Raw genomic sequence first — 12,627 nt, forward strand, 5'->3', positions numbered from 1 at the left:
AATACAATAGCAATGTGCTGATCCGAGCAAAGAAAGGCACAAGGCAAAAGTATTGAGGAGGCATCTCACTATGAAGAATACACAAAACGAGAAGATTTTGCAAATCAAAAATGAAACGCTAGTGGTAGGAATCGATATCGGCAAAGAGACGCACTATGCCAGAGCCTTTGATAATCGGGGAGTCGAGCAAGCAAAATTGCTGCGGTTTAGCAACACAGCTCAGGGCTATGAAGCATTTGAGGGATGGATGCAAAATATTATGCAGCAAAAAGAGAAAACCGAGGCCATTGTAGGCTTTGAGCCAACAGGGCACTACTGGTTTACGCTAGGGGATTACCTAAGAGATAAAGGCTACAGGCTGGGTATAGTAAATCCTTTTCATGTCAAATGTACAAGAGAACTTGATGACAATAGCCAGACAAAAAGCGACCGCAAAGACCCGAAAACAATTGCCATGCTGATCAAAGACGGTCGATACCGTGACGTATATATTCCGGCTGATTTGTATCAAGAACTACGAGAAGCAGTATCTGAGCGCGAGCGCCTGCAAGAGCAGCTCATCGGAATCAGCAACCAAGTCGTCCGCTGGCTGGACATCCGCTTTCCAGAATTCACAAGCATATTCAAAGACTGGAGTGCCAAAACGGCCATAGCAACGCTCAAGCATATGCCAACGCCAGCAAAAGTGAGTGCAGTCGGAGCACAAGGCGTGATGAAAATATGGCAAGAGAACCTGAAGCGAAGTAGTCTGAAAAAAGCCGAACGATTGGTTCGAGCGGCCACTGAATCAATTGGGCGGACTGCTGGCAGCGAAGCAGCTGAAGCATCGCTGAAGAATCTGCTGCAACAGTATGAGATAATTACAACGCAGCGACAGCAAATAGAAGAGCTGATGGCAGAGCTATTGCTCAGGGTGCCTAATGCGGCAAAACTACTTGAGATTAAAGGTGTCGGAATGATGACGGCGGCTGTTATCGTCAGTGAAATTGGCGACATTCAGCGGTTTCAGGATCCGCGCCAGATTCAAAAAATGGCAGGCTTGAGCTTGAAAGAAAACAGTTCAGGTAAGCACAAAGGAAAAACTACCATAAGTAAGCGAGGAAGAAGGCGACTGCGCGAAGGCTTGTTCCGGGTGATGATACCGATATTAGCAACGAATGAAGAATTCAGAGTTATGCATCAGCGCAACTTGACGCGGGAAAAGAATCCGCTGAGTAAGATGCAATCAATAATCGCGCTTTGTGGTAAATTGGTGCGCGTACTCTACGCGTTACTGACCAAGGGATGTGCCTATGATGCAGCAAAAATGACTCAGGATATGCAACCGTCGATGAAAGCAGCGTAAGCCACTGGAGACACGCACAAAGTTGCGCGCAAAGCTGTCCGAGTGCCGCAACGGACAAGGGATCGCCGCAAAAAGATAGCAAGATACATTAATTGATTCATGAACAGTACATTGACAACGTAGAGCCGGGGCAGTCAAGTTGAATTTTACCTTTAGGGCACAGACCCAGCGTAGGAGCATGATTGACGTTCCATCTCCGGGATAGGCAGAACGAAGGAATTAGGCACAATGATGCCGTAAGACATGGGAGGTTTGCCGCCTGGAGCTGATGTGGAATCCCATAGGCCAGGATATGGAAAAAACGAAGCGGTTTATTTACCATACCCTAAAACACATCGCGACCAGTAAAGTTAAGTCTATCCGAGGAGCAGGTTCGATTTGTCCAATGTGAAATACTGCGATTGAACGAGATAAATGAAGAATTTCGTTAGACTATTAAGGGAGGCGTTTTTATGCCAACCAGAAGCGAAATACTAAAGAAGCTGAGAGCGGAAATCACTGCCGGCAGAATTATAGTGGGCGCCGGAGCCGGGGCCGGTATATCGGCTAAAAGCGGTGAGGCCGGTGGTGTCGATTTAATCATTATTTATAATTCCGGGAAATATAGAATGGCAGGCAGGGGGTCACTGGCAGGCTTGCTGCCCTATGGCGATGCCAATAAAATTGTTGTCGAGATGGGGGCCGAAGTATTACCTGTTGTGAAGCATACCCCTGTTTTAGCCGGCGTATGCGGTACCGACCCGTTTCGGATTATGGAAGTGTTCTTAAAGCAGCTAAAAGAGCAAGGGTTTGCCGGTGTCCAGAACTTCCCTACCGTTGGGCTCATTGATGGCGTATTCCGGCAGAACCTGGAAGAAACCGGCATGGGATACGATTTGGAAGTCGAAATGATCAAAAAAGCGCATGAACTGGATTTGGTTACTTCCCCTTATGTATTTGATACCGGGCAAGCCGTGAAAATGGCTAAAGCCGGAGCCGATATCATTGTGGCTCATATGGGGTTGACAACCAAAGGCACAATCGGGGCTAAAACCGCATTAACGCTGGATGATTGTGTTGTCAAAGTTCAGACGATTTGTGATGCTGCCAAGGCGGTCAAGCCGGATATTCTTGTCTTATGTCATGGCGGTCCTATCGCTGAACCGGCAGATGCACAGTATATCATTGCGAACACTCGTGATGTGGCAGGTTTCTTTGGTGCTTCCAGTATTGAACGGTTTGCCACAGAAGTGGGAATAAAGCAGCAAACCGAGGCCTTCAAAGCAATAAAAAAATAGACATATCACACCGTAATAGCGAAAAATAGTAGAATTCCTGCTAAATCCTGTCGGATGTGGCAGGAATTCTGTCCGTTTGTGAGAAATAAATAATAACCTGCAATCAAAAATTGGAAAGGGGTACAAAAACCGAGTATTAGGGGTTTAGTTAGAAATAGAATATATTATATAGGAAAGGCGGGCTTGTGTCGTGACGGCATTAATAAAACAAACGCGGGAAATCAATCATTTGCTGCAAGAATCCGAAAAGGTGGATTATAATAAGGTTACCAAGCTTCTCAGTGAATTTATGGCAGCCAATGTGTATCTGGTTGACAAAGAAGGGGTAATTCTCGGATATGCTTTGCAGCAGGAATTTGAATGTGGAGTTATATTGGAAGATGTACTGGAACAGGGTCAGTTTCCGGAAGAATATGTGAAGATACTGCGGCGGGTGCGTGAAACCAGCAGCAATATACGTCTCCAAGACGGCAATTGTGTGCTTAGTGAGCAGCTGCAATGCCCTATTGATGAAAAGTATTCCCTGGTAGTTCCGGTTGTTGGTATTGGCAAACGCCTGGGATCGTTAGTTATTGCCAAGTTTCATGCTGAATTTACTGAACAGGATCTGGTGTTGGCCGAGTATGGCGCTACCATGCTTGGCATGGGTTTGCTCCGGGGCAGCGTGGATAAGCTGGAGGAAGAGATGCGTAAGCGAACCATCGTCCAGGTAGCGTTAAATACGCTTTCTTATTCTGAACTGGAGGCAGCTATGATTATCATGGACGAACTCAATGGCAATGAGGATTTAATTGTGGCCAGCAAAATTGCTGACCGTGAGAAAATCACCAGATCGGTCATTGTCAATGCCTTGAGAAAGCTTGAGAGTGCAGGTGTGATTGAGTCCAAGTCACTGGGAATGAAAGGCACAAATATAAGGATTCTCAATGAACAGCTTATTGGAGAATTAAATAAGAAAAAGCACTAAGCCGCCCCAGGAAATTTAGGGCTCACGGGAATAAATATTTGCCTTAGCTATCATCAGGCGAACATAAAAGTCCTGCAATTAACAAATTGCAGGACTTTTATGTTTTTGAATATAGAGAGCGGTTCTTTATCGGTATGACAAAGACACAATCATGGATAGAGGATAATTATCCTAATTTACCGAATAGATACCATGACATATCACCCGTTTGGCTAAAGATATGATTTTTTTGGCTATCATGCGGCTTGGCACAGATTCTGTTGCTTATGACAGCAGCGGTGATAAGGCTGCTTGATTGTCTGCTCAAAAAATAAACCGGAAGGGGATTCGCTAACATGAATCAGAAAATTGACATTGCATAAGCAGGATTTACTGGTACTAGAGCAATTACAGACCGGATTCGAACTGCTGATGCAGGGCAAATATCCGGAACAAATACCTGCCGAAGAATGCAGCAAGCCGTTGGCTCAAGTCGTTCTCTGCTTCAATCGCCTGGCCGGACAGATGAAGGAACTATACGAATACACTGTGCCGCTGGCCAGAGGAATTCTAAATATAGAGCGTCCGGGGAAAATGAATTTTTTAGCCGCCGGCATAAAAGAACTCCATTCTAAACTGAATCATTTAACCTGGCAGGCACAGCAAATTGCCAAAGGAGATTACGAGCAAAGAATTGATTTCATGGGAGAGTTTTCACTTGCGTTCAATTCTATGGTTATCAAACTCGACGAGCGGGAACGGCGTTTAAAAGAAGAAATTCTGATCAGGCAAAAAGCCGAGCAGGAAGTTCGCTTACAAAATAAATTGATGACTGACAACATCCGCTATGCAGGCAGTATCCAACGCGGGTTCCTGCCGTCAGACCTGGATAATGCATTTTTGACGATCAGCAATATCTATCAGCCGCATGAACATGTCGGCGGTGATATCTTTGATTATTTATGGAACGAGCAGACCCAGACCCTTTCCGGCTATGTGGCTGATATCATGGGCCACGGAGTTGGGACGGCGCTGCAAGCAATGGCCTTGCGGGTTTTATTTCGTCAAGCGAAAGAAAAGCGGCTATCCTCTGGCGATACTTTGCGGTGGATCAATTCGAAGGTGTCGCCATATGTTGCCGAGGATACGTTTGCCGCAGCCATTTATTTTCAAATAGATTTTAAACGACAGGTGCTGTCTTTTGCGGTTGCGGGTATTAATCATCTGTTTGCCTGGACGGCTCAGCAGACCGGCTTGATCTCTAAACCAGGCATATTTCTAGGTTTGCTGCCAGACCCTGAGTATGAGGAACATGAAATAGCTTTTCAATCGGGTGATGTATTTTTGTTTCTCACAGACGGGCTGTTTGACCTGATTGCAGACCGTAAAGCCTTTGCCGTCACTATGCCAGACAGCACTTGGTCGTTCTTACATGCACTGGTTGCAGAACATAAAGGAACCGATGATGCATCAGCCTTGAAGATCGTTATCAAGTGAAAATGAAATATCCCCAGAGAATTTTCAAATAGTGCATCCTCACAAAACTTGGTGAGTGATGCACTATTTTCATGTTTTGTCATACTTTTGTCATATTCCCATATTATGATTAGATTAGAAAATAAAGGGGGAATGCGTTATGAACTGCATGCTTAAAAAGACGATTATTTATTCCATGCTTGGCTTAATGCAAGTTGGCATGTTTTCATCGGTTGCTGCGGCTGCACCTGTTTCTTTATATAATAATGACTCACAACAAATATCATATCTTAGCCGCGGCCATGGACCTGACCGCGACCATCGCCGCGGACCCGGGCATGATGACCGCCGTGACCATGACCGTCGTGAGCGTGAACGCCGTGAACAGGAGCGCCGCGAACAGGAGCGCCGCGAACAGGAACGCCGGCGTATCCATAATGAGCGTAAACGTATCGAAAATGAACGCCATGAGCGGGAAATGAGACGGCGGGCGCATGAAAGCCGCAAGGAATGGCGTGAACGTCAGGAACGGGAGAAACAGCGTCATGACAGGGAAATGCGCACCATTGCTGCCCTGCTGATTGGTATTGCCATTGGTTCAGCGAATAATTAAATAATGCAAGGGGACGGTTATGGCGTATCGAAGGAAAATGATACACTAGAACCGTCCCCTTGTATTATCCTTGGGTTATAAGGCGCGAATGCTGGTAATCTTCCATGCATTGTTGTAATCCCGCTCTAATAATACGTTATAGAGTTTTCCCGTGTCTTGCTTCCGGACTTCGATAAAGGCCCGCTGGTTGGTAACGCTCAGCAGCGAGAAGGAATCACGGTAGGCATCAAAGCCATAGGTAGCCGCCCGGTCTTTGAGGTATTGTACCGGATTATTGACAGAGTAGGCATAGTCGCTGCGATAGTGGTAATCGCGGGCTGAGCTGTTGGTACTGCGGTAATAAATTTTCCCGTCCTGATACCAGGCCTGGCTCTCATCAGGACTTGGCCAGCTATGCTTGTGCTGATGCCAGCCACGGCCTGGCGGGCGGGAATCCTTAGAATGTTTGAATGTCTGTTCTTGTTTTTGCGGGGGCGTGTTGGATGGTGCTTCGGCAGCGAGAGCCTTAGTGGCTGGGATACCGGACAATGCTGCTCCTGTCAGAATTGCGGCGCTCATTAAGGCAGCAGCCCGGCGTTTGTATTTGCGTCTCAGTTGTTTGCGTTTAACGGAGTTAATTCCCAAGGTTTTCCCTCCTTCAGCTTTATTTGTATCTAGTGTTTCAGATTTTTAAGAGCATAATTCTAGGTAAATATAGCAATATAATAAACAAAGCAAAGAGCCTGGCCGCAAGGGTCGGGCTCTTTGCTGTCAAAAGCGGATGAGGCAAAAACTGTTCAAGGCTGGCGCAAATTACTTAAATCCCAGAAAAGCAGCGATACGTCCCCAGAAGGAGGGTTCTGCCACAGGCTCCGGATTAGCAGCAGCCGGGGTAGAGCCAAATATGGCTTGGAGATCCTGGTCTGGTGTGGTGATAAGCTGCAAATTGTAGTTATCTTGCAATACCTTTAGCACGTTAGGGGACATGAAAGCCGGAGGTGTAGGGCCCACACGGATGTTTTTGACCCCAAGGCTCAGCAGTGTCAGCAGGATGGCTACCGCTTTTTGTTCATACCAGGATAGGATGAGTGTGAGCGGCAAGTCGTTAACACCGCAGTTAAAGGCTTTGGCTAAGGCTAACGCAATCTGGATGCCTGAGTAGGAGTTGTTGCATTGTCCGAGGTCAAGCAGGCGCGGGATGCCGTCAATGTCGCCCAAATCAAGATGATTGAAACGGTATTTGCCGCAGGCTACGGTTAATACCACACAGTCTTGTGGAATTTGTTCCACCAGCTGGGTGTAATAATTGCGGCCCGGTTTGGCGCCGTCACAGCCGCCAACCAGGAAAAAGCGTTTAATTTTGCCGCTTTTTACAGCGTCCACGATTTTGTCGGCTAAGCCTAAAACGGCAGTGTGGTGGAAGCCGGTCATGAGGCTGGAACCGGCTTGTTCCGGCAGGGCGGGCGAGGCTTTGGCCTTGGCAATCAGGGCGCTGAAATCCCGGCCGGTAATATGCTCACAGCCCTCCATACCGGCTACGCCGCTGGTAAACAGGCGTTCCCGGTAAGACTCCTTGACAGGCATGATGCAGTTGGTTGTGACCAAAATAGCACCAGGGAAGGCGGCAAATTCGGTTTGCTGGTTTTGCCAGGCCGTACCATAGTTAGCTACCAGGTGCGGGAATTTTTGCAGTTCCGGGTAGGCATGGGCGGGGAGCATCTCACCATGGGTGTAGATATTGATTCCCATACCTTCAGTTTGTTTAAGTAGTTCGTAGAGGTCGAGGATATCATGGCCGGTGATTAAAATGCCGTGACCTGCCTTGGTGCCTGTTGATACCTTAGTGGGCACCGGGTTGCCAAAGCGTTCGGTATGCGCTTTATCCAACAGCTCCATTACGCGGTAATTCATTTCGCCGCATTTCATTACCATATCAATATGGCGTTCCAGGCTAAAATCAACATTGGTTAGCGTAAAAAACATGGCATCATGGACAAATGCGTCAACTTGTTCATCGCGGGCTCCCAGCTCGCGGGCATGGTAAGCGTAGGCGGCAATGCCTTTAAGACCAAAGGTCAGAATATCCTGCAAGCTTTGCAGGTCTTCATTTTTACCGCATACACCCACTTTGGTGCAGCCGGTTCCATTGGCGGTCTGTTCACATTGATGACAAAACATACTCATATCGTTAAACCTCCGTATTTAGTAGTATTGATAATTACAGTATAAAGAAAAGAGGCGTGGCTGCCTGTGATATAAATCATATAACCCTGTGATATTGCTGCTAAATTTTTTCCGGTCTAAAGAGAAGACCTGGGCAAATGATAAGAAGCCGCCTGGTTAGGCGGCTTCCGGTTTGCTAAAGGGACAGGGTCATTTTTCCTAATACTTTTCCGGCTTGGTCGATAAAGGTTACATTAATAGCCTTGCCGGTTTCGAATATGCTGCGGTCAACAAGTACATGGGCCGAAGGATTCACATAATCCATAGTCATCGGCGCACCAGGCTTGGGGCTTTTTGTTCTTACATTGACAGTCAACGTATTATCCTTCAATGTGACCTTTTCAATGCCAATCTCATTGGTGGAAGAGGTTCCGCCAAGGTAGGCCACTAAAGCCACTTTGTTGGTGAGATCCACCTTATTGAGTTTATCAAGAACTGCCTGGGGGACTTGCTGCTGAAAGCTTCTGGCATGCAGTTCATAATTGTAGATAGCGGCTACGCCGGTACCCTGGGGATATTTAGGCAGGTTCCACTGCCAGTTTTTGTATTTGCTGGTGGAATAGAGTACTTGTTCGCCGCTGGGGGTACCTGGTGTAACGGCAGTGCCTGTTACCTTGTACGTTGTCCAGATGGCATCACGTCCGCCGAAGGGTTTAACCAGAATCATAGTATATTTCTTGCCGTTGTGGATTACCTCAACGTCGGTTTGTCCATGCCGTGACAGGGAGCTGCTGCTTACTTTGCGGATAACAGTAAATTTGTCTTTGTCTGAGAAACCATAGTTTTTGCCTTCATTTTTAGCAACTTTTATTGGGTCAAGCCGCCACAACTCGCGTCCGGCATCGACCGCCTGCTGCCATTTGATTACCTTGCTATAATCAAGGCCGGTGACGCCAGGACCTACATCAGGTTTATTAGGCTTGTTCGGCTCGGTTACCTTGGCTTCTTTGATGGAGGTAATTTGCCAGATTTTGTTATTGCCATAGCCTGTCGGCTGGGACAGTTCCACTAAATAAAATGCCGGGCCGTGTCCCACCAGGACATAGGCTTTGCCGGTGCCGGCAGAGTTGTTGTAGTGTTTAAATATGAGGGTGAAGCTGTCTTGCTTGGCATCAAACCCGTATTTGGCAGCATTAGCCTTGACTACTTTTACCGGGTCCAGGAGCCATTGCTGCCTGCCTTTATTTGCCTCCTGCTGCAGTTGGTCTACGATGTTTTTTTCCAGTGCAACCGCAATTGTTTGTTTCCCGGTGTTGTTTACAACCACACGGCGCGTGGCTCCGTTGTTTTCTGTAATTACAGCTTCTGTGGCAAATACTTCTGCCGCTGTCTGCTGCCCGTTTGCGGCCGGAGCCGATTGGCTTGCAGCCGCCAGGGCCAGCGGGGACAGCATTGGTACAAAACCGCCGGAGATAATTGCAGCTCCGGTTATTGCCGCGATTAATTTTTTATGCTTCAAGTTCATGAGTATTGTTCCTCCCGAAATTGTTTTTTGTATTGGCGCCTTCATAGTGTTAAACGCCGGAGGATCAATTGGGTAACGCAAATTTTTCTGGGAAAGATATCCTGGCAGCCGGATAATCTCACCAAAGTACGAAGAATCCAAACTTTTTGGAGGTAAGAGCACAGTAGGTGTCGAAGAGGATATAGCTTGACGAAGGTTAACTTTACAGTGCAATGGTGTTTAAAATTTTGGACCAGTCGTCTGCCAGGTCTAAAGTCATAGGGTGAAAGAACACTGTGAATTTTGGCTTGGTGGACCACGAGGGAAGCAGAGGTAGTGAACATAGACAGAATGAATCCGGCAGTAGTAAAAGAACCGTTATGGACCAGGGCATTTATCTATCTGGCAGTTTCCAATGCGTTATTGGCTTCAGGCTTTCACATGCTGATACCGACTCTGCCGCTGTTTATCGCCGGTTTTGGGGGAACAGACGCGCAAATCGGGCTGATTATGGGGAGCTTCACTTTTTCCGCCGTATTGATTCGCTTTTATACAGTGCAGGGAATTAACAGGCTGGGAAAAACGAATTTTTTGCTATGGGGTATTGTTATTTGCATGATTGCGATAGCTGGTTATTATTGGGCGACAAATGTAGCCCTGTCGTTATCAACACGGATACTTCACGGGGTAGGCTTCGGCATCGCGACGACGATGTACGCCACCATAGTATCTGATATTATTCCCGGCTCGCGCCGAGGGGAAGGGATGGGGTATTTCGGGCTTGGCAGTACCCTGTTGATGGCGTTGGCTCCGGCTATCGGCGTATGGGTGGTGGACAGTTACGGTTTCGCTGTTTTGTTTGCCGTTGCCGCGGCAAGCCAGGTGCTGGCGTTTGTGTGGACACAGGCTTCACGTATGCCTGCCGCTCTGGTTAGCCATGCTGAGGCAGGCAGCCCGGGAGTGGGCCGGCTTATTGAGCGGCAAGCGATTTTCCCCGCAGTTCTTAGCCTGCTGCTGGGCATTTGTATCGGCGGGGTGTTAAGTTTTGTGACATTACTGGCAAGGGAGGTGCATGTTGCTAACGCCGGGTATTTCTTCCTGGTAGCTACCTCGAATGTATTTTTAGCGCGCCTGGTAACAGGCCGGATTTTTGATCAAAAAGGTCCTGCCTGGGTCATTATTCCCGGAGCGGTAGTTTTGTTTCTGGGTTTAATGATCTTGTCAAAGGTTTCGTCCCCGGACGCGTTTTTATGGGCGGCAGCCTGCTACGGTCTGGGTACCGGCTCAATGTTTCCGGCATTACAGACATGGATGATCAACATGGTAACGCCGGAGAGGCGCAGTATTGCCAACGCCACTTTTTTTAACGCGCTGGATACGGGTGTTGGCGGGGGGGCTATTGTGCTTGGCATTTTGGCCGGACAATCGGGTTATCAATCGATATATTTTTATTCTGCCAATGTTGTTGTCTGTTTTATTGTATTATATATACTATATTTAGTTAGACAAACTTATGGCCGGTCTACGCTGAAACCCTAAGGATTTCCGCTGCGAAGATAATTAACAGAAATGAGGTTTGTCCATGAAAAAGGTTACAATTATCCTGCTTGTTGCTATGCTGGCGCTTGCCCTGACAGGCTGCACCGGCAACAAAACAGAAGATACTTCCCCCAAGCATTCTCAGTTGCAGGGCCTTACCATCGGGCTTATGCCTGATGTAGATTCCATTCCCTTTATCATTGCTCAGGAAAAAGGCTATTTTAAGGAAGAAGGTTTAACAGTAACCCTCAAATCCTTTAAAAGTGCAATGGAACGGGACAGCGCCCTGCAGAGCGGCAACTTAGACGGGACTATTTCGGATATGCTGGCCGAGGCTTTTGCCAAAGCCGGGGGATTTGATACTGTAATTACTTCATTAACAACCGGCAGCTATAAAATGGTTGTTAACAAAAATGAAACAGTTGCCTCCATCAAGGATTTGCAGGGCAAGGATGTGGCTGTTTCCAAAAACACCGTTATTGAATATGTAACAGACAAAATTGCCGATGAAAGCGGTTTGCCTGCCAATGGTATCAACAAAGTGGTTATTCCGCAGATTCCCGCACGTCTGGAAATGCTGCAAAATGGCAAGATTGCCGCCGCTACTTTGCCGGAGCCGCTGGCAAGTGTCGCCATAAAAAATGGCGGTAAGCTGGTAAACTCCTCCGACAGGCTGGGGATAAATCCCGGTGTATTACTTTTTACGGCGAAGGCTGTTAATGGCAAGGAGCAGGAAATTCATGCCATGTACCGGGCTTATAATAAAGCTGTCGACTACTTAGCCAAGGAACCGCTGGAGAATTATATCGATTTGATTATTGCCAAAGGCGGTTTCCCCCAGGATGTCAAAGGTGCGCTTGTTTTGCCTCAGTATAAAAAAGCTGTTGCTCCCGACCCCAAGGACATTGAGGCTGTGATGACCTGGCTGCAGGCCAGGCAGCTTATTAAGAACAAGTATTCTTATTCCGAGTTGGTCGACACCCGTTTTGTCAGGTAGTTCATTATGATTAGGATAAAAAACCTAAGTGTCGCCTATGAAGACCGCAACGTGAGCAATATGGCGCTTAAAGACATTACACTGGAGCTTGCTGCCGGTGAAACCTGCGCAATCATTGGCCCTTCCGGCTGTGGCAAATCAACGTTGTTAAAGGTACTGGCCGGGATTATTAAAAAGTTTGATGGAACTGTCGAAATTAACGGGCAAGCCGTTAGACCGCAAAAGCAAAAGATTGGCTTCATTCCCCAAAATTACGGACTGCTGCCCTGGAAAACCATTTATGAGAATATACGCCTGGGCGTAAAAATTAAAAACAAACAAGCTGGTGATAACGAGCAAAACCAGGCAGCTATGGTTCAATTGCTGGGACTGGGCGGCTTGGAGCATCGTTATCCCGGCGAATTGAGCGGCGGTCAGCAGCAGCGGGTTGCTTTGGCCCGCGCCTTTCTGTTGCAGCCCGATCTATTGCTGATGGATGAACCCTTTTCGGCGCTGGACGCCATGACCAGGGAGGAAATCCAAAATGTGTTTTTACAGGTCTGGCGTAAGCATTCTGTTTCCACTATTCTTGTTACCCATCATGTGGAAGAAGCGGTGTATTTGGGGCGGAAAATCGTTATTTTGTCAGCCACTCCCGGGAGGGTCAGTAAAATCATTGACAATCCGTTGTTCGGGATAGAAGGGGTTCGCAACCAGCAGGATTTTTTCCAGCTTAGTATTGAATTACGCAAGATGATAAAAGAGGATTGGTCAAAGTGAGGAAAAAGGGACCGGGAGTTTGGTACCTA

The 12,627-nt window shown here is 47.4% G+C and carries 11 protein-coding genes; 8 read left to right on the forward strand and 3 right to left on the reverse strand.

The features are described from left to right. Positions 1 to 70: 70 nt before the first annotated feature. The 5 genes from GT1_RS17240 to GT1_RS17260 all read left to right on the forward strand — a co-directional run bounded on the left by GT1_RS17240 (position 71) and on the right by GT1_RS17260 (position 5,657). On the forward strand, positions 71 to 1,345 hold the full coding sequence (locus GT1_RS17240) for an IS110 family transposase (protein ID WP_188399729.1): 1,275 nt from the start codon (positions 71 to 73) through the stop codon (positions 1,343 to 1,345). 452 nt (positions 1,346 to 1,797) lie between these two features. Beyond that, positions 1,798 to 2,622, forward strand: a complete 825-nt coding sequence (locus GT1_RS17245) for a phosphoenolpyruvate hydrolase family protein (protein ID WP_188399741.1) — start codon at positions 1,798 to 1,800, stop codon at positions 2,620 to 2,622. 190 nt (positions 2,623 to 2,812) lie between these two features. Next, positions 2,813 to 3,589 (forward strand): GTP-sensing pleiotropic transcriptional regulator CodY, encoded by a 777-nt coding sequence (codY, locus tag GT1_RS17250; RefSeq protein ID WP_075752963.1) that lies wholly within the window; start codon positions 2,813 to 2,815, stop codon positions 3,587 to 3,589. 348 nt (positions 3,590 to 3,937) lie between these two features. Next, on the forward strand, positions 3,938 to 5,065 hold the full coding sequence (locus GT1_RS17255; protein WP_188399742.1) for a PP2C family protein-serine/threonine phosphatase: 1,128 nt from the start codon (positions 3,938 to 3,940) through the stop codon (positions 5,063 to 5,065). A 139-nt stretch (positions 5,066 to 5,204) separates the two neighbouring features. Further along, positions 5,205 to 5,657 (forward strand): hypothetical protein, encoded by a 453-nt coding sequence (locus tag GT1_RS17260; RefSeq protein ID WP_188399743.1) that lies wholly within the window; start codon positions 5,205 to 5,207, stop codon positions 5,655 to 5,657. Positions 5,658 to 5,732: 75 nt separating this feature from the next. On the opposite strand, the gene GT1_RS17265 is transcribed toward GT1_RS17260, so the two are convergent. From GT1_RS17265 to GT1_RS17275, 3 genes are all read right to left on the reverse strand, one after another. Further along, on the reverse strand, positions 5,733 to 6,281 hold the full coding sequence (locus GT1_RS17265) for a hypothetical protein (protein ID WP_188399744.1): 549 nt from the start codon (positions 6,279 to 6,281) through the stop codon (positions 5,733 to 5,735). A 168-nt stretch (positions 6,282 to 6,449) separates the two neighbouring features. Then, the gene (gene hcp / locus GT1_RS17270) at positions 6,450 to 7,820 is read right to left on the reverse strand and encodes a hydroxylamine reductase (protein WP_223226331.1); all 1,371 of its coding nucleotides are present in this window, start codon (positions 7,818 to 7,820) and stop codon (positions 6,450 to 6,452) included. Positions 7,821 to 7,995: 175 nt separating this feature from the next. After that, the gene (locus GT1_RS17275; RefSeq protein WP_188399745.1) at positions 7,996 to 9,324 is read right to left on the reverse strand and encodes a hypothetical protein; all 1,329 of its coding nucleotides are present in this window, start codon (positions 9,322 to 9,324) and stop codon (positions 7,996 to 7,998) included. A 315-nt stretch (positions 9,325 to 9,639) separates the two neighbouring features. Between GT1_RS17275 and GT1_RS17280 the strand changes: the two genes are divergently transcribed. The 3 genes from GT1_RS17280 to GT1_RS17290 are packed head-to-tail and all read left to right on the forward strand — an operon-like array spanning position 9,640 to position 12,598. Next, positions 9,640 to 10,842 (forward strand): MFS transporter, encoded by a 1,203-nt coding sequence (locus GT1_RS17280; RefSeq protein ID WP_188399746.1) that lies wholly within the window; start codon positions 9,640 to 9,642, stop codon positions 10,840 to 10,842. Between the two features lie 43 nt (positions 10,843 to 10,885). Then, positions 10,886 to 11,839, forward strand: coding sequence for an ABC transporter substrate-binding protein (locus GT1_RS17285; protein WP_188399747.1), 954 nt, complete (start codon positions 10,886 to 10,888; stop codon positions 11,837 to 11,839). A gap of 6 nt (positions 11,840 to 11,845) precedes the next feature. After that, positions 11,846 to 12,598, forward strand: coding sequence for an ABC transporter ATP-binding protein (locus GT1_RS17290; protein WP_188399748.1), 753 nt, complete (start codon positions 11,846 to 11,848; stop codon positions 12,596 to 12,598). Positions 12,599 to 12,627: the final 29 nt, after the last annotated feature.

It is taken from the genome of Sporomusa sp. GT1 (assembly GCF_014634905.1).
Lineage (GTDB): Bacteria > Bacillota > Negativicutes > Sporomusales > Sporomusaceae > Sporomusa > Sporomusa sphaeroides.

Excerpts from the sequence above, each read along its gene's own strand:
- GT1_RS17240 (WP_188399729.1), top strand. The coding sequence starts at position 71 with ATGAAGAATACACAAAACGAGAAGATTTTGCAAATCAAAAATGAAACG.
- GT1_RS17245 (WP_188399741.1), top strand. The coding sequence starts at position 1,798 with ATGCCAACCAGAAGCGAAATACTAAAGAAGCTGAGAGCGGAAATCACT.
- GT1_RS17260 (WP_188399743.1), top strand. The coding sequence starts at position 5,205 with ATGAACTGCATGCTTAAAAAGACGATTATTTATTCCATGCTTGGCTTA.
- hcp (WP_223226331.1), bottom strand. The coding sequence starts at position 7,820 with ATGAGTATGTTTTGTCATCAATGTGAACAGACCGCCAATGGAACCGGC.
- GT1_RS17275 (WP_188399745.1), bottom strand. The coding sequence starts at position 9,324 with ATGAACTTGAAGCATAAAAAATTAATCGCGGCAATAACCGGAGCTGCA.
- GT1_RS17285 (WP_188399747.1), top strand. The coding sequence starts at position 10,886 with ATGAAAAAGGTTACAATTATCCTGCTTGTTGCTATGCTGGCGCTTGCC.
- GT1_RS17290 (WP_188399748.1), top strand. The coding sequence starts at position 11,846 with ATGATTAGGATAAAAAACCTAAGTGTCGCCTATGAAGACCGCAACGTG.